Genomic DNA, 16,144 nt, shown 5'->3' with positions numbered 1-16,144 from the left:
GCCACCGTCTAGACCGCTGTTGTGGCGGCAGGACATTCAGGGCTTTAGACACGATGACTATTGGCGGGCTGGAACTCTTTGCAATTGTTGGTTTTCTGTTTGCGGCTTATGCCGTTATCGCCAATGACTCCATTCAAACGCTGGGAACTTTCCTCGCTTCGAATTCGCATCGCCCTTGGTGGATCTTGTGGATTTTCGCTGCCGGGATCATGGTGGCTGCGCTACTGACCAATCAGTTTGGTCTGCAAATCTCGGCCTTCTTCGCCGAACAGAACATCCCCTTCTTGGCGAATTTCTTTAGTGGATTTGATGGCGGGGTTGCTGACGGCAAGCTGAATGGGATTCCCTATCCTGAGGGCGGTATTCAGTGGTGGCATGCCTTGCCTCCGCTGGTTCTACTTTTCCTGACCCGTCTCGGGATACCGGTTTCCACGACCTTCCTTGTTTTAACGGTTTTCGCCCTGACCGGCGGTGCGGCAACCGAAGGCAAGATGCAATCGATGCTGATCAAATCCCTCATGGGTTATCTGGTCGCGTTCTCTGCTGGCGCCTTGATCTGGCTCCTGATCTCAAAAATGTGGGAAACCTGGGTCGGGCGTACCGAACACCATGAAGATGCCCATCCGATGTGGACCGTTTTTCAATGGATGACGACAGCTTTCCTCTGGTTCACTTGGCTACAACAGGACTTCGCCAATATCTTCGTCTTCCTGCCGCGTGAACCGATTTTCAATGAGGCAGGCGAAGTCACCAAGATGGCGTTTGAGCCAGGTGTGATTATTTTCGGGGCCGTGATCATGGCCGCCATGATGGGGTATATTTTCAAGACCCGCGGCGGTGAAATCCAGAAAATCGTAACCAGTAAAACCAACACGGTAGATGTGCGCTCAGCGACGATTGTTGACCTGATTTACGCGATCGTCCTGTATTATTTCAAAGAGATGAATGATGTCCCGATGAGTACGACCTGGGTCTTCCTGGGCCTGCTGTCTGGCCGTGAGCTGGCGATTTCATTCGTAACGGACCTGCGGACTAAAGGTGCGGCGGCCTTTGATGTCGGAACGGACGTTTTCCGGGCCTTTATCGGTCTTGTGATCAGTGTGATTCTCGCCGTCGGCTTGCCATGGGCTGCAACAGGAAACCCGCCAACCTTCTAGTGGTTGGCGGACTGCTTTTCTTGCCTTAGCCTTAGCCGGCGCTCAGAACGCCTCGTTTGATCAGCTCTTCACCAATCTGAACGGCATTCAGCGCCGCCCCTTTGCGCAGATTGTCTGAGACGTTCCAGAAGATGAGCCCATTCTCAACCGTTGGGTCTTTGCGAACGCGGCTGACATAGCTTGCCCATTCACCCACACAGTCCACAGGTGTGATAAACTGGTCTTCCTGAGGGTTGTCGATGAGAACCACGCCATCGGCTTCGCGGAACAGCTCCTGTGCCTGCTCAACGCTCAGTGGATCTTCAAGCTCTACATTGACCGCTTCTGAGTGGCCGACAAAGACCGGCACGCGTACGCAGGTTGCCACCAGCTCAATCTCTGGGTCGAGGATTTTTTTGGTCTCCACACGCATCTTCCACTCTTCCTTGTAGAAGCCGTCATCCATCGCGACATCGATTTGCGGGATGACGTTAAAGGCGATCTGGTGAGAGAACTCTGTCGGTGTCGGCTGATCGTTGACGAAGATGCCTTTGGTCTGCACCCAGAGCTCGTCCATGCCTGCTTTACCGGCCCCGGAAACCGATTGGTAGGTCGAGACCACGACACGCTTGATGCCTGCTGCCTGATGCAATGGCTTCAGGGCGACAACCAATTGCGCAGTTGAACAGTTTGGATTGGCGATGATCCGTTTCTTGTCATAGCCCAGAACTGCTTCGCCATTCACTTCAGGAACAATGAGTGGCACATCCGGGTCCATGCGCCAGGCGCTGGAATTGTCCACAACAATCGCGCCAGCTTCAGCAATCTTTGGGGACCATTCTTTCGAAACACTGCCACCTGCTGACATCAGAACCAGATCGACTTGCGAAAAGTCGAATTGCTCAAGGTCTTCACACAGCAGCGTTTTATCGCCGTAAGAGCATTTCTTGCCCAGCGATCGGCGCGAGGCGACAGCATGCACCTTGGTCGCCGGGAAGTTGCGCTCATCCATAATATTGAACAATTCACGTCCAACATTTCCTGTGGCACCAACAACTGCAACTCTCAGGGTCATCTTCCTGTCTCCGTTTAAACAGCGCGCCTCATGTCATGGCTGCGCCAAGCTTGCAATAGCCGCTTGGAAAAGCAGGCATAAGACCATAGCTTAGCTTGAGGAGACTGGGTCATGTATGAAGATATCATCAATCGTTACATTCAATCCTATAATGAGCGGGATATTGAGGGCATGCTTGATTGCGTGACAGAGGATGTAATTTTCGAGAATATATCGAATGCTGGGCATTCCATGCGCTTCGAGGGGCGTGATGCAATGGGGAATGTTGCCGAGCTATCCGGAAACGCATTTTCCTACCGGCGTCAAAAACTTGTCAGTCTTGTTGTTGGGACCGGGAAAGCCGCGGCCGAGATTGAGTTTGAAGGCAAAGCGGCCGTCGATTTGCCTAATGGTGTAAAAGCTGGCGAAAGCATAAAAATTCGCGGCGCCAGCTTCTTTGAGTTTCGTGGACGACTGCTGAGCCGGATTGCTGATTACAGTTAGAAGTCAAATATACTTTCAGGGGTATGCGAGCAACTCGCCTGGAACCAGCGCAGATTAATGCCAATTCGTTCCGCATCATATTCAGTCCAGGTGTATGAGGTTGCGCGTTCGGACTCCCCTTCATGAATATAAAGGGTCAGTGATGGCCGGTTTGAACCGGTTGGCCATTCCACACGGCGTAGACGCAAGCGAATAGTGCGTGAGGGTGTTTCATCCGTTTCAATGATCAGGTCGCCTTGCTGGTCATGCAGCATGCCGCCTGTCTGGAAGTCCCAATCCTTCAGGCCTTCTCCAGAATCGCCATGCTCCGCCCCTCTCAGAACGGCTGTCCAGCAGGTGAAAGGCCGAGCCTTACGCAGCTTGTGCGGGACACCTGCTTTATTGCCAAAGACATACTCGCCATCAATGGTTTCAGCACGGTCAGCGATCCAGATTTCATTCTCGGTCAGGACGAGATCATCGTGAATGATAATCTCCTTGCCTGATCGTTGAGAGGTGAAGCGGCAAGCTCCGTCTTCCATATAGCCAAGGAACTGGTTGGCCTGCCGTTTCCAGAAGACATCACACCCTTCGCGTGTTCGCGCGTCCTCCGGGGTTAAGTCTTTCAGGAGCGCTGCATCCTTATACGCGCCAACAAGGGTCTCGACGGCATTAGGGGTGTAAATTTGCAGGCGGATCGCGTCAGCTTCGGCGTCTGCAGAAAAGACATAGATGCGCTGGCGATAAATATCGCTCGGGTCACCATTCAGATATTGCTCAACATAGAAGACATGCTCGCCAAAGGCCGGAAGGTCGACGGGCTTGAAGATGGAGTGAATGTGCTCGTGTCGGTTTTCTTCCTCAACACCAAGGCTTGGCTCCCAGAACACTTGCAGGGAATTATCAAATCGCCCCGGAAACCAGTCCAGAAATAGAGCGAGGTCTTTTTCAAGTGCGGTCTGTGCGGTTGCGGTTGGTGCCAAGCTGGTCACTGGACCAAAACAAAGGGCGCAGGCGATGGCGGCTTTGGCGATAAGTTTTCTCATTCAGATGAACCCCTTTGATTGGTACGGTATCAGCAATCAAAAGATATATCATTTGAGTTTTGAGATGTCTTCCCAAAACTTGAGACCCGTTTTTCTGTTTCTCAGAACCGTGTCTCAGGTCTTCCCGTAAAGGTCATAGGCATCTGCTTCGGTAATCTTAGCGCTGACAATATCGCCGGGCTTCAGGGCCATGTCTGATTTCAGGTAAACCACGCCATCAATTTCCGGAGCATCGGCTTTTGAACGGGCAAGGTACTCGCCGACCTCATCAGAAGGCCCATCGATAATGACGTCCTGGGTCGTCCCAACCTGTCTGGCTGCGCGGTCTGCTGAAACTTCGGCCTGAACCTGCATAAAGCGGTGCCAGCGCTCTTCCTTAACCTCTTCAGGCAGGTGGCCGGTCAGGTCGCGGCTGTCAGCATGGGCAACATTCTCATACTTAAAGCAGCCGGCGCGATCGATTTTCGCTTCCCGAATAAAATCGAGCAGGATTTCAAAATCTTCTTCTGTCTCGCCCGGAAAGCCAACAATGAAGGTTGATCGGATGGCGAGATCGGGCACATCGCGGCGCCACTGCTGGATACGCTCCAGAACCTTATCCTGCTTTGCCGGGCGTTTCATCGCCTTAAGGACATTCGCACTGGCATGTTGGAACGGGATGTCGAGATAGGGCGTGATCAACCCTTCTCCCATCAGTGGAATAACCTTGTCGACGCTTGGGTAGGGGTAGACATAGTGCATCCGTGTCCAGACGCCGAGTGTGCCGAGGCCCTTGGCTAGGTCGAGGAAGCGCGTGTCGTATTCAGTGCCCTTCCAGACCTGTTTCTCATACTTCACATCGAGGCCATAAGCGCTGGTATCCTGACTGATCACCAGAAGCTCTTTCACGCCCGCGCGCACTAGTTGCTCGGCCTCAATCAGGACATGGTGGATCGGGCGCGAAACCAGATCCCCGCGAAGCTTGGGAATAATACAGAAGCTACAGCGGTTATTGCAGCCCTCGGAAATTTTCAGGTAAGCATAGTGGCGAGGTGTCAGCCGCAGGCCGCTCTCAGGGACAAGGTCAATCTTGTGGTCGTGCGGCGGGGTCAGGTGCTGGTGTACCGCATCCATCACCTGCTCATATTGCTGTGGCCCGGTGACGGCGAGCACTTTGGGATGGGCTTGCTCAATCACTTCGGGCTCGGCCCCAAGGCACCCGGTCACGATCACTTTGCCATTGGCTTCAATCGCCTCGCCAATCGCATCGAGGCTTTCTTCACGGGCGCTATCGAGGAAACCGCACGTATTGACCAGAACAAGATCAGCCCCCGAATAGTCCGGGCTGATCTGATAGCCTTCAGCGCGTAGTCGCGTAACAATCCGTTCGCTATCGACGAGCGCTTTCGGGCAGCCGAGGGAGACAATCCCGACTTTCGGGATAGCGTTGGGTTTGATTGGGGCTTGGCGGTCGAGCGTAAGGGTCATGGCCGGGCTGTTATACGGTTGTGCTTGTTTTGGGAACCTGCTGAGGCTTTATGAAGCGTGCTGATCGGACTTTTTACCAGAAGGTAAAATGCGCGTGCCCAATTCTCCGCGTTTTCTGAACCGTCGGCATACCAAGACTTGTTATGGTTAAGCTCGTTATCAGAAGGCGGAACCGTGGCGTTTGAATTTCCTATCTGGCTGCTTTGGGTGATCAGTGGTTCTGGCGCATGCCTGATGGTCTATGTGCTGATCCAATGGCGCAAAGGGTGGGAAGCGTGTCGGCCTATGCCGTTTCATCGCCGACGACGACGCTATGCGCGGGGGCTGATTGTCGCTTTGGCGCTTTTACTAGGGCCTCATTACTTGGCGGCGATCGGGGATTGCACGCCGGGTGAGGCGGGCGCGTGCAAACTCGAAATGTATGCCAGCCTTTAGGACCACCAACTAAACAGGGTCGCCATACATCCAGTGTTCTTCTGTGATGGGTATACCTGCCCAGTCATCGTGATAGGAAAACCGGGTCCCGCTGATGATGAACCCTTCCGGTATTAGCAGACTATGCTGTGTAAACGGGTTCTGGGAGTCCGGCAGCGGAGACCCGATCTCATACTTTGAAGCATAGTAATCGCGGTCAAAGTAAAGCGTGATGCGGCTGTCAAAATGCGAGGGTTCACGGCAGACAAATATCGAAAACCGAATGTACGGGATGTCACGCAAATCATCCCGCCCGCGTAAAACATCTAGACCCCGAGTAAGTGCCTTAAGGATACGACGCTCAGCGCGTGGGGTGCGTTTTGCTTCTTCGGCAGTTGCCGTACTGATGGGAAGTTTGAAATCCCAATAGCGATCGTCCGAAAATACTTCGGCTCGGCGAAGGCGCTCGGCCCAAAGATCCAGATAACGAAGATCTCTTGCAACGCTGCGACGACTGGCACGCCCCCTTTTCAGGTGCAGCCGCCGCCCCGGCATAGCGTTAAGCGGCTTCCATCTCGATGCCTTTGTCGGCCATAAAATCTTTCAGTTCGCCGCTTTCAAACATTTCTTTGACGATGTCACAGCCGCCGACAAACTCGCCTTTGACATAGAGCTGCGGAATGGTTGGCCAGTTTGAGAAGGCCTTGATGCCTTCGCGAACCTGCTGGTCGTCCAGGACATTCACGGCCTGATACTCAACACCGAGATAGTCCAGCACCTGCACCACGACAGAACTGAACCCGCATTGTGGGAAAGTTGGCGTCCCTTTCATGAAGAGAAGAACATCGTTCGCCTTTACGGCTTCACCAATAGAGTTTTGAACGTCATCCGACATCGGTGGCGCTCCTTTGCTTGTCTGATCTGACTGCAATGTTGGCGCGATACGCCTCGCCTTCAAGCGCTATTCGGCTTCTTTCATCACCTGATCGCGTGCGACAGGCAGCAGTTCGGCCATATGCTCGCGCAGGCGCTGGTCTGAAACATCGACTTTGGCTTCATCAAGATCGCCGCGCACTTTGCGGAAAACGTCTTCGTCACCTGGTTCTTCAAGGTCGGACATCACAACACTTTTAGCATAGGCTTCGGCTTGATCGCCCTGAATGCTCATCAGCTCAGCGGCCCATAGGCCAAGCAGTTTGTTCCGGCGGGCCATGACCTTGAATTCAGTCGCGGCATCCATCGCAAACTTGGCTTCTTCGGCGCGTTCGCGATCGTCAAATGAGGACATGGGAGGACCCTTCTAATGGCTGTCTTATCGCGTGATATATCCCGTAGATGCGGTTGGGTGCAATAAGGCTTTTGCCTGAATCGACACAGTAGCGTATGGGAGGCGCTTGATGTTTCCGCCCGCAACCTGAAAGGGCCGCTATGACCAGACGTCGCATGATTTATGAGGGCAAGGCCAAGATCCTTTATGAAGGGCCTGAGCCGGGCACGCTTGTGCAATACTTCAAGGACGATGCCACCGCCTTTAACGCTGAAAAGAAAGCGGTTTTGGATGGAAAGGGCGTTCTGAATAATCGCATCAGTGAGTTTATGATGACGCGCCTTGCTGGGGTCGGCATCCCCAATCACTTCATCAAGCGCCTGAACATGCGTGAGCAGCTGATCAAGAAGGTTGAGATCATCCCGCTCGAAGTGATCGTGCGAAATGTCGCAGCCGGAACCATGTCAAAACGTCTGGGTGTTGAAGAAGGTACGCAGCTGCCACGTGCGATTGTTGAGTTTTGCCTGAAGAATGATGAGCTTGGCGACCCACTGGTGTCCGAAGAGCATATTGCTGCGTTTAACTGGGCGAGCCCGCAGGAGATGGATGAACTGATCGCGCTGTCCCTGCGCGTGAATGACTTCATGTCCGGCCTGTTCGCGGGTGTTGGCATCAAGCTGGTTGATTTCAAGCTGGAGTTTGGTCGCCACTTCGAGAATGACGTGCAGCGGACCATTCTGGCTGATGAGATCAGCCCGGACAGTTGCCGCCTTTGGGATCTCGAAACCAATGAGAAGCTGGATAAAGATCGCTTCCGCCGTGACCTTGGCGGTGTGACCGAGGCTTATGCCGAAGTTGCGCGGCGTCTCGGCATTATCAAGGAATCAGCCCAAGGCGCTGAAATTGTCAGTTTCAACGGAGCTCCGAAATGAAAGCCATCGTCCACGTCGCGTTGAAATCAGGGGTCTTGGACCCGCAGGGCAAGGCTGTCGCGGATACGCTCGGCCGTATGGGCTTTGGTGAGGTTCAGGGCGCGCGCATTGGCAAGGTTATCGAGCTGGACCTTGAAGGTGTTGCCGAAGCGGACGCTGAAGCACGGGTCAAAGAGATGTGTGAGAAGCTGCTCGCCAACACGGTGATCGAAAGCTACCGCATCGAGCTTTCAAGCTGATCCAGCGCTCCCGGCTGATTGAATTACGTAAATAACAGGTCAGGGCGCCCCCTTGGCCTGTTTTGTGCTTAAATGAGTGGCATGAAACAGATTGCTCTTCCCCTTGCCCTGTTTGCGTTGGCTTTTCCGGCAAGCGCAGAGGTTTGCCGTTCTGCCACAACCGTGTGGCAGGAGGCGGGCTATTCTATGCGCACCGAAATCTCGACGCGCGCAGAACGTGGCTGCAAGCTGATCAAGCAGAGCATCGATGGCGCTGAGGAAGAGGGCGTCGATTGCAATTGCGATCTGATCATTGATGGCCGGGAAGGGCATTTCCGTGCCCCACCTGCCTATCAGGCGACGCCTCTTCTGGAAATCTGCTTCGGACCTGAAGCAGACCCAGACAGCTATAATAATACGCCCTGGATCAAGGTGATTGAAGACTAGTGGCTTAGAGCGTTGCGTGCCCTGCAAAACCAAGCGCTGACATCCCGCCAAGCAATAACCATTGCGGCATCGCCATCAAGCTCATCCCGTAACGCAGGATAATGCCGAGATTGAGCAGGCAACACGCCCCGCTAAACCCGCTAAGCGCGAGCAGCAAAACAGTCTGCTCAGGCGCCATCGCGACATAGGCATAGCCAAGAGCGGTTCCGGCAAGAACCAGCGTTGCGATATGCCAGCAGAAATAATTGACCAGTTTGGCAACTTTATCGATGTCTTTGGCGTCCAGTAATGGCCTTGCCACAGTCGCGCCGCCTGCAAAGAAGTGCACCAGTGTTGTGAATGCGCTGAACCCTGCGGCGCTGATAATCCAGATATTCATGACTGCCTCCTCCAAAGTTTGGTGGAGTAAGACGCATGCATCTCAATTGCAGTATGTGGCAGGCAGACGCGCGGCAGAATGGCTCTAAAGCGGTTTGGCCATGACAATGTCGTCGAAGAGTTTGTCGCCAACCTGAAACTGGCGTGTGCCGACTTGGGTAAACCCTTCGCGTTTGTAGAAGGCGATGGCGCGCTCATTCTCTTCATAAGTGCCGAGCAGGAAAGCCGGCGCTTTCAGGACCTTTGCATGCGCTGTTGCGGCGTCATTGAGCTGCTTTCCGGCACCGCTGCCATGATACTTTGAGAAGACGTAAATTCGCTTCAGTTCGATATCATTCGGTTCGGTTTCGACGGGGAGGTCAGGCGGGCAGGTCACGGCATAGCCAACCGGTGCACCTGTTTCAGGATGTTCTGCCAGCCAGCAAGCATAGCGGGGATCAGAGGCGTTGAGAAATTGGCGATAGGCCTCAACACTGTGCTGATTATGGCAATGCTTAATCAGATCAGGGCCGGGAATATCCTCGATAAAGCTCTCAAGAAAGGTCGCCATGCCAACGGCCCCAAGGGCATATTCATCCCCCGGGGCCGCTTTGCGTATAATAATCTTGGCACTATCGGCGGGCATTAGCCTGCAGACATCGCCTTTTCGAAGTTTTCACCTACGGCGTTTAGGAAGCCCTCAGTGGTCAACCACTCTTGCTCCGGGCCAACCAGCAGTGCGAGGTCTTTCGTCATCTGACCGCCTTCAACAGTCTTGATGACCGTATCCTCAAGCTTCTGGGCGAAGGCTGTAACCTCTGGTGTGTTGTCCATGCGGCCACGGTGCTGCAGACCACGGGTCCAGGCAAAGATCGACGCGATCGAGTTCGTAGAGGTCGCCTCACCCTTCTGGTGGTTACGGTAGTGACGGGTCACGGTACCGTGGGCGGCTTCGGCTTCGACGGTCTTGCCATCCGGGGTCATCAGAACAGAGGTCATCAGGCCAAGAGAGCCATAGCCTTGTGCAACCGTGTCAGACTGTACGTCGCCATCATAGTTCTTACAGGCCCAGACATAACCGCCAGACCATTTCATCGCTGCCGCAACCATATCGTCGATCAGGCGGTGCTCATATGTGCCACCAAACTCAGCGAAGGCTTCCTTAAACTCAGTGTCGAAGACTTCCTGGAAGATGTCTTTGAAGCGGCCATCATACTTTTTCATGATGGTGTTCTTGGTCGACAGGTAAACCGGCCACTTGCGCTGGAGGCCATAGTTCATGCTGGCACGCGCAAAGTCACGGATAGACTGGTCGAGGTTGTACATGCCCATGGCGATACCAGCCTCTGGGAAGTCGTAAACTTCATATTCCTGGCTGTCAGAACCATCAGCGGCTTCCCACTTCATGGTCAGCTTACCAGCGCCGGGAACGAGGAAATCTGTGGCTTTATACTGATCACCAAACGCGTGGCGGCCAACAACAACAGGCTGGGTCCAGCCCGGGACCAGACGTGGGACATTGTCGATCACAATTGGCTCACGGAAAACAACACCGCCAAGGATGTTGCGGATTGTGCCGTTTGGTGACTTCCACATTTTCTTGAGGCCGAACTCTTCAACACGTTGCTCGTCCGGTGTGATCGTTGCACATTTCACCGCAACGCCGTGCTCTTTGGTGGCATGCGCAGCATCGTGGGTGATCTGGTCGTCTGTCTCGTCACGGCTTTGGATCGAGAGGTCGTAATATTTCAGGTCCACATCAAGGTAAGGGTGGATCAGTTGGTCTTTGATCATCTGCCAGATGATGCGGGTCATTTCATCGCCATCCATTTCGACGATTGGATTTTCGACCTTGATCTTTGCCATGGGAGGGTTCCTTTTGGAGTTGTCTTTCTGGTTTCTGGGCTGCCTATAGCAGTTGTAGGCACGGCGTCAAAACAGACTTCAGTAGGTTGACGCAGCGCGGCGGTGGCTGAATAGCAAAACCTATGTCGATACCTGTAATAATCCTGCATCATCCTCAGCTCGGTGAGAACATTGGTTCCACTGCGCGGGTCATGTTGAACTTTGGCCTGACAGAACTGCGCTTAGTGGCGCCGCGTGATGGTTGGCCGAATGCGGCGGCTGAGCCTTTATCCGCTGGCGCATTTGAGGCTGGCGTCAGTGTTGAGGTGTTTGACACGGCTGAGGCTGCGATTGCTGATCTTGGAACAGTGCTGGCGGCGACGGCGCGCCCCCGGGGTATGGAGAAGCTGGTGGTGGATGCCGCTGGCGGGGTCGAGCGGATTATGCAACGCGGGCATAAGGCAGGCATTTTGTTTGGCGCAGAGAGCCATGGTTTGCCAAGTGATGTGGTAGGCCTCGCCGATGCGATCATGACCTATCCGGTCAATCCGGACTTTGCCTCACTCAATCTGGCGCAGGCCGTTGGCGTCTTCAGTGCCGGCTGGGGGGCGGCCCAAGGCGCGATTGGCCGCTGGGAAGGTGAGAAAACAGGCGTTGAAGCCCCTGCGCCCAGAGAAGACCTGATCCGGATGTTTGAGCATCTGGAGGAAGAGCTGGAACGCGCGGGCTATTTCTATCCGCCGGACAAAACCCCTCTGATGAAAACCAATATTCGCAATGGTTTTATCCGGGGTGACTGGACCATGCAGGAAGTGCGCACGTTTCGCGGCGCGATCAAGGCGCTGGCTTTAGGGCGCGGTCAGGCGCGTGTGAAACGCGACGACTAGGCTTACTCGGTTTCGGAAACGGTTTCCGGTTCCGCGCCCCGTGCAAGTGTTTTCATGACGCCGTCTTCTTCGGCCACAGGGTCTTTCTTGCGAGTATAGCTGCGGCGGCGTTTCGGCTTTTCTTCAGTCTCAGGCGCGTCTTCTGATGTTGTTTCAGCTTCCTCACCATCGATAACTTTCAGAGCGTCAGAAGCATCTTCACGTGGTTTGCGACGGCGGCTGCGGCGGGGGGCATCACCCTCGCTCTCGGCATCACCTTCATCGCGGGCTTCGCTAGGCTCTTCTGTATCAGCCTCGGTCTCGCCGCGTGCGGCGCGCTCGGCAGCCCGTTCCGCTTCACGTTGGGCGCGTTCTTCAGCCTTGCGGGCTTCGCGTTCCTCGCGCTCAGCGCGCTCTTTTTCTTTAATCTTTTCGAACTCTGCAACAATGCGCGCATAGTGCTCGGCATGCTGGAACAGCGCTTCGGCCTTAACGCGGTCGCCAGAAGTTTGGGCGTCGCGCGCATACTGCATATACTTGTCGAGAATCTGTTGTGCAGAGCCACGGATACGCACGTCTGGCCCGTTACTTTCAAAGTGACGGTTCGGGTTGTTGTTATTTCCGTTATTGTTGCCGCCTGAGCGGCGACGGCGCTTGCGCTGCATTGCCATTGGCAAAGTTCCTGATCTTTATTGGCCCGGCTTGCCGGACGGTTCACGCACGATGGCTGTCTTGGCTCAACTGATGCTGTCGCGCAGATATAAAGACTGGACACGCCCCGTGTCGCTTGCCTTCGAACGCATACTTAGCGTGGGGGAAGGGATTCGCCAAGAGGAAAAGTGCTTAAGGCTGCTGTGCAGCAATTGCGCGGTCATTCCCGCCCAAATCTTTGCGGTGGATCAAGTTGATGAAACCGTTTTCCTTAAGCAATGCGGAAACCGCTGCTTCTTGATCATACCCAATCTCAAGCACCAGCCAGGCAGCGGGCTTCATTTCGGTAGACGCGATGGAGATGATCTCTCGATAGGCATCAAGGCCATCAGCGCCGCCATCAAGGGCGTCCATTGGATCGTATTCGCGAACTTCCGGGGCCAGCGTCGGGATCACAGCGCTTTCAATGTAAGGCGGGTTAGAGATGATGAGGTCGCAGATACTCCAACCAGTCCATTCAGACCATGATCCAGCAAACTGGCTTGCTCGGTTTTCAAGGCCGTGGCGGGTCAGGTTCTCAGAAATCAGGCTGTTCGCGGCTTCAGAGCGCTCAATGGTCGTTCCTGTGGTTTGGGGCCGCTGCTTGAGCAGAGCGATCAACAGCGCACCCGTACCCGCTCCCAAGTCTGCCAAGGCATAGTCTGCGTCCCGCGGAATTGTCTCAAGCGCGAGTTCAACAACGCATTCGCTGTCTGGGCGTGGCACCAGGGCGCGCTTGTCAGACGTAAGCGCCAGCCCGAAAAACTCGGTTTCGCCGACAATATGCTGCAAGGGTTCGTGCGCCACACGTCTTTGTAAAGCATTCTGCAGTCGGGTCCGCGCGCTCGCCTCTATTGGGTCATCACCACGAGCGATCAAATCGCTGGAGGAGACCCCGCCAATCAGGCGCACGAGCCAGCGGGCTTCATCGCGCGCGTCTTCGATACCAGCGTCAGCAAGTTTTTGCTGGGCCTGCTTGAGGAAAGCCTCCCAGCTTATCTCACTCACGCGTCTTCCATGGCGGCAAGCCGGCGAGCCTGATCTTCGGTCATCAAGGCCTCAATGATGTCCTCAAGCTTGTCCCCGGCAATGATCTTGTCGAGCGAATAGAGGGTCAGGCCGATCCGGTGATCGGTGACGCGATTTTCCGGGTAATTATAGGTGCGGATTTTCTCGCTGCGGTCGCCAGACCCAACCTGAGAAGCGCGCGCTTCTGCGCGTTCTGCATCGGCCAAAGCTTTTTCACGCTCATACAGCCGGATTTTAAGCTGTTGCATGGCCTTGTCGCGGTTCACATGCTGGGATTTTTCCGAGCTGGTGGCGATAATGCCGGTCGGTATGTGCGTGATCCGCACCGCGGAGTCGGTTGTGTTGACGTGCTGACCCCCGGCGCCAGAAGCGCGCATTGTATCGATCCGGATGTCTTCATTACGGATTTCGATCTCGACATTTTCTGGCGCAGGCAAGACGGCCACGGAAGCCGCAGATGTGTGAATACGGCCCTGCGTTTCGGTTGCTGGAACGCGCTGAACCCGGTGAACCCCAGATTCCCATTTCAGGCGTCCGAAAACCCCGTCACCTTCGACATTAGCGATGATTTCCTTATACCCGCCAACATCGCCTTCTGAGGCGCTCTGCAGGTCAATCTTCCAGCCTTGCAGGGAGGCATAGCGCGAGTACATGCGGAACAGGTCGCCTGCAAAAATGGCGGCTTCATCTCCGCCTGTCCCTGCCCGGATTTCCAATACGATATTAGCCTTATCGTCACTGTCTTTGGGCAGCAGCAGGAGTTGCATGGCTTTCTCAGCTTCGGGAATACGATCACGCAGTTCAGAAGCTTCTTCCTGAGCCAGCTCTGCCATTTCATGGTCGTCGCCTTTGACCATGGCTTCGGCTTCAACCAGGCCTTCACGCATTGAGATCAGCTCGCGCGCAGCCTCGACAACAGGTTTCAGCTCGGCATGCTCGCGGGACAGGGCGACGATTTCGTCGCCATCTGTAGTCGCACCCATACGGGCTTCGACTTCCTCAAAGCGTTCAATAACCTGTTCAAGGCGGGACTGGGGGATATTGGCCATGCCCCGCCTCTAAACCGGAACGGGCTTTACAGGAAGACCCGAAGCGCTTCCATCACAGCCATAACGATCAGAATGATCGTGCTGACAGAGAATACAAGGAACCGTAGTGTGACGTTTGGGCTGAGCACCTGAACCAGAGAATGCACGATGCGCAGGCCAACATAGGCAAAGGCCAGATACAGCATGGTTGTGCCACCACCGCCGGTTAAGGCGGCAAACATCATCAGGGCATAGAAGATCGTCGGCTGCTCATGCAGGTGGTTATAATTGTCGGCTACGGCACGGACATTGGATGGGATTTTATCTGCATAGGTGCCCGGATGGCGGGCATCATTTGGGTTAATCTTGGCCTTGGTCATCGCGGGCAGGCGCGTGGCATACATCCACAACCACATCACCAGCGTCCACAGCACCAGGATCAGGACCGGTGTTAGAAATTCAAGATTTGTCATAGCGTTTAGCCTCCCAGGATTATTTTTATGGGCAGAGGCTAGGGCTCATTGCGATGTTTGCAAAGCAGTTTCGGTTGGCGTAGCGGAAGGGAAATGAGCGCTCATGAAAGCGATAAAAGCGTCGATATCTTCTGAAACCACACTGTGCCCACCTGTCCTAAGCCAGTAGGCAATATCTGCATTCGGATCGAAATCCTGCATTCTGCTGGTGGTCAGACCAGCGACACCTTGCGCTTTGTAAGCGGTATCAGCGGCTAGAGCGAGGCGGAAGGATGAGTTGGGGTCAGACCAGACATCGCGGCGCCCATTGCCAAGGAAAATCGGTTTTGGAGCAATCAGGGCCAGCAGGAAATGCTGATCGAGGCTCAGGTCAGTACCGTTCTCAAGGTCTTGGGCAAGGTTTGGGCGCAGCCAATGAGGGTATGAATTGGCCATGCGCAGAAGGGTTTCGCCAGTCTCAGAGCGTGAGGAGGATCCGCCTCCAAATCCAGACTGATGAGCAATGGCCGTCTGTACAATATCAGACCAGCCCGCTGCAACCAAAGCGGCTTTGCCATAACGCGAGTGCCCAAGCGCGCCAATTGCATCGCCGTCTACGCGCAGATCGTCCTGAAAAACTGTAGCGGCAGCGTGAAACCCATAGGCCCAGGCCATCAGCGTACTGGTCGGTTGTGGCCCCGGCTTCAGTCCGCGCATTACGATTTGAGCCGCCCCATTTGAATCCGGTACGAAATCGCCCCCGGCAAAACTGGCATAACCAAGCCCGGCGTCAAAATAGCGCTCAACAGGGGCTTTAGCGATGTAGGTTCCGAAAATCTGCGTTGCCAGAAAACCGACAGTGCCTGTCATCTCGCTACCCGTGCAGGGCATACCGGCGCGATTTGTGACTGGGCTTTCCGGGAAAACAGAGCAGTTGCTCGAAAAAGTCTGGCTGATGATCAACGGGACGGGTTCGGTCGCAGCTTTGTTGGGTAAAGCCAGCACAACTGGGAAACTGCGAGCACCCTCACCAGTGCCAACTGTTAAGGTGATCTCTTCAAGCGTACCGCGACCATCAAGATACGCCGCATCAATCATGCGCGGGGCGCTGGCCATAACAGGCAGTTCTCCCGGCCATGGGCCATAGAGTTCCTGCATGAGCCTTTGTTGCGCGCTTTCTGTGTCAAAGGGCAAAACAATTCCAGGGCTCGGCGCGGGTTTGTTCTGAACATCCAGGCTGGCATAATTCAGCCCAAGCATGGTGCAGGCTGACATGCCGATCAGTAATGAGATTCCAAGGAGGATTCGGATCGTCCAGGTTATGCGCGCCATATACAATCGTCCTCAGGTTGCCTTCTTTGGCTCTACCGCCGAAATCGCGCACGGCAAGAGCTATGCCCTTCACGAAAGCGG

The 16,144-nt window shown here is 54.8% G+C and carries 21 protein-coding genes; 7 read left to right on the top strand and 14 right to left on the bottom strand.

The window, feature by feature from the left end; translation table 11 throughout:
* Positions 1-53 precede the first annotated feature (53 nt).
* Entirely contained in the window at positions 54-1,157 is a 1,104-nt protein-coding gene (locus tag RYZ27_RS13245; RefSeq protein ID WP_406679999.1) for a hypothetical protein, read from the top strand.
* Between the two features lie 31 nt (positions 1,158-1,188).
* On the opposite strand, the gene RYZ27_RS13240 is transcribed toward RYZ27_RS13245, so the two are convergent.
* Entirely contained in the window at positions 1,189-2,211 is a 1,023-nt protein-coding gene (locus RYZ27_RS13240) for an aspartate-semialdehyde dehydrogenase (protein ID WP_406679998.1), read from the bottom strand.
* A 111-nt stretch (positions 2,212-2,322) separates the two neighbouring features.
* Between RYZ27_RS13240 and RYZ27_RS13235 the strand changes: the two genes are divergently transcribed.
* A complete protein-coding gene (locus tag RYZ27_RS13235; RefSeq protein ID WP_406679997.1) occupies positions 2,323-2,694 on the top strand; it encodes a nuclear transport factor 2 family protein in 372 nt (123 codons plus the stop codon).
* Here the strand turns inward: RYZ27_RS13235 and RYZ27_RS13230 are convergent.
* Together RYZ27_RS13230 and rimO are read right to left on the bottom strand one after the other, a co-directional pair.
* On the bottom strand, positions 2,691-3,719 hold the full coding sequence (locus RYZ27_RS13230; protein WP_406679996.1) for a chromophore lyase CpcT/CpeT: 1,029 nt from the start codon (positions 3,717-3,719) through the stop codon (positions 2,691-2,693). The genes RYZ27_RS13235 and RYZ27_RS13230 overlap by 4 nt on opposite strands.
* Before the next feature lie 114 nt (positions 3,720-3,833).
* The gene (rimO, locus tag RYZ27_RS13225; RefSeq protein WP_406679995.1) at positions 3,834-5,186 is read right to left on the bottom strand and encodes a 30S ribosomal protein S12 methylthiotransferase RimO; all 1,353 of its coding nucleotides are present in this window, start codon (positions 5,184-5,186) and stop codon (positions 3,834-3,836) included.
* A gap of 174 nt (positions 5,187-5,360) precedes the next feature.
* On the opposite strand from rimO, the gene RYZ27_RS13220 reads away from it, so the two are divergent.
* Positions 5,361-5,621, top strand: a complete 261-nt coding sequence (locus tag RYZ27_RS13220) for a hypothetical protein (protein WP_406679994.1) — start codon at positions 5,361-5,363, stop codon at positions 5,619-5,621.
* A gap of 9 nt (positions 5,622-5,630) precedes the next feature.
* Here RYZ27_RS13220 and RYZ27_RS13215 read toward each other — a convergent pair whose 3' ends face one another.
* The 3 genes from RYZ27_RS13215 to RYZ27_RS13205 all read right to left on the bottom strand — a co-directional run bounded on the left by RYZ27_RS13215 (position 5,631) and on the right by RYZ27_RS13205 (position 6,888).
* Complete coding sequence (locus tag RYZ27_RS13215) at positions 5,631-6,155, bottom strand: DUF3916 domain-containing protein (RefSeq protein ID WP_406679993.1); 525 nt, start codon at positions 6,153-6,155, stop codon at positions 5,631-5,633.
* A 4-nt stretch (positions 6,156-6,159) separates the two neighbouring features.
* Positions 6,160-6,495, bottom strand: coding sequence for a Grx4 family monothiol glutaredoxin (gene grxD / locus RYZ27_RS13210; protein ID WP_406679992.1), 336 nt, complete (start codon positions 6,493-6,495; stop codon positions 6,160-6,162).
* A 66-nt stretch (positions 6,496-6,561) separates the two neighbouring features.
* Entirely contained in the window at positions 6,562-6,888 is a 327-nt protein-coding gene (locus RYZ27_RS13205) for a DUF1476 domain-containing protein (protein WP_406679991.1), read from the bottom strand.
* 140 nt (positions 6,889-7,028) lie between these two features.
* Here RYZ27_RS13205 and purC point away from each other — a divergent pair, with 140 nt between their 5' ends.
* From purC to RYZ27_RS13190, 3 genes are all read left to right on the top strand, one after another.
* Positions 7,029-7,799 carry a phosphoribosylaminoimidazolesuccinocarboxamide synthase gene (gene purC, locus RYZ27_RS13200; protein WP_406679990.1) on the top strand — a complete coding sequence of 257 codons (771 nt, stop codon included), beginning with the start codon at positions 7,029-7,031 and terminating at the stop codon, positions 7,797-7,799.
* Positions 7,796-8,038: a phosphoribosylformylglycinamidine synthase subunit PurS gene (gene purS / locus RYZ27_RS13195; RefSeq protein WP_406679989.1), complete on the top strand. Its 243-nt coding sequence runs from the start codon at positions 7,796-7,798 to the stop codon at positions 8,036-8,038. The genes purC and purS overlap by 4 nt, the downstream gene beginning before the upstream one ends.
* 81 nt (positions 8,039-8,119) lie before the next feature.
* Positions 8,120-8,464 carry a hypothetical protein gene (locus RYZ27_RS13190; RefSeq protein WP_406679988.1) on the top strand — a complete coding sequence of 115 codons (345 nt, stop codon included), beginning with the start codon at positions 8,120-8,122 and terminating at the stop codon, positions 8,462-8,464.
* Between the two features lie 4 nt (positions 8,465-8,468).
* Here RYZ27_RS13190 and RYZ27_RS13185 read toward each other — a convergent pair whose 3' ends face one another.
* The 3 genes from RYZ27_RS13185 to RYZ27_RS13175 form a co-directional block, all read right to left on the bottom strand.
* Positions 8,469-8,843, bottom strand: coding sequence for a hypothetical protein (locus tag RYZ27_RS13185; protein ID WP_406679987.1), 375 nt, complete (start codon positions 8,841-8,843; stop codon positions 8,469-8,471).
* An 84-nt stretch (positions 8,844-8,927) separates the two neighbouring features.
* On the bottom strand, positions 8,928-9,467 hold the full coding sequence (locus RYZ27_RS13180) for an N-acetyltransferase family protein (protein ID WP_406679986.1): 540 nt from the start codon (positions 9,465-9,467) through the stop codon (positions 8,928-8,930).
* Positions 9,467-10,687, bottom strand: coding sequence for an NADP-dependent isocitrate dehydrogenase (locus RYZ27_RS13175; RefSeq protein WP_406679985.1), 1,221 nt, complete (start codon positions 10,685-10,687; stop codon positions 9,467-9,469). The genes RYZ27_RS13180 and RYZ27_RS13175 overlap by 1 nt, the downstream gene beginning before the upstream one ends.
* 122 nt (positions 10,688-10,809) lie before the next feature.
* Between RYZ27_RS13175 and RYZ27_RS13170 the strand changes: the two genes are divergently transcribed.
* On the top strand, positions 10,810-11,553 hold the full coding sequence (locus RYZ27_RS13170) for an RNA methyltransferase (RefSeq protein ID WP_406679984.1): 744 nt from the start codon (positions 10,810-10,812) through the stop codon (positions 11,551-11,553).
* 2 nt (positions 11,554-11,555) lie between these two features.
* Here the strand turns inward: RYZ27_RS13170 and RYZ27_RS13165 are convergent, their stop codons facing one another.
* The 5 genes from RYZ27_RS13165 to RYZ27_RS13145 all read right to left on the bottom strand — a co-directional run bounded on the left by RYZ27_RS13165 (position 11,556) and on the right by RYZ27_RS13145 (position 16,063).
* Positions 11,556-12,203 carry a DUF4167 domain-containing protein gene (locus RYZ27_RS13165; RefSeq protein ID WP_406679983.1) on the bottom strand — a complete coding sequence of 216 codons (648 nt, stop codon included), beginning with the start codon at positions 12,201-12,203 and terminating at the stop codon, positions 11,556-11,558.
* A 172-nt stretch (positions 12,204-12,375) separates the two neighbouring features.
* Complete coding sequence (gene prmC, locus RYZ27_RS13160) at positions 12,376-13,230, bottom strand: peptide chain release factor N(5)-glutamine methyltransferase (protein ID WP_406679982.1); 855 nt, start codon at positions 13,228-13,230, stop codon at positions 12,376-12,378.
* A complete protein-coding gene (gene prfA / locus RYZ27_RS13155) occupies positions 13,227-14,300 on the bottom strand; it encodes a peptide chain release factor 1 (RefSeq protein WP_406679981.1) in 1,074 nt (357 codons plus the stop codon). The genes prmC and prfA overlap by 4 nt, the downstream gene beginning before the upstream one ends.
* Before the next feature lie 26 nt (positions 14,301-14,326).
* Positions 14,327-14,752 carry an MAPEG family protein gene (locus RYZ27_RS13150; RefSeq protein WP_406679980.1) on the bottom strand — a complete coding sequence of 142 codons (426 nt, stop codon included), beginning with the start codon at positions 14,750-14,752 and terminating at the stop codon, positions 14,327-14,329.
* Positions 14,753-14,797: 45 nt separating this feature from the next.
* Positions 14,798-16,063 carry a hypothetical protein gene (locus RYZ27_RS13145; RefSeq protein WP_406679979.1) on the bottom strand — a complete coding sequence of 422 codons (1,266 nt, stop codon included), beginning with the start codon at positions 16,061-16,063 and terminating at the stop codon, positions 14,798-14,800.
* Positions 16,064-16,144 lie beyond the last annotated feature (81 nt).

Origin of the sequence: Hyphomonas sp. FCG-A18, assembly GCF_045287255.1 — a bacterium.
Classification (GTDB): Bacteria; Pseudomonadota; Alphaproteobacteria; order Caulobacterales; family Hyphomonadaceae; genus Henriciella.
The sequence above is the reverse complement of the archived record's forward strand: the minus strand, read 5'-3'. Positions and strand labels throughout refer to the sequence as shown.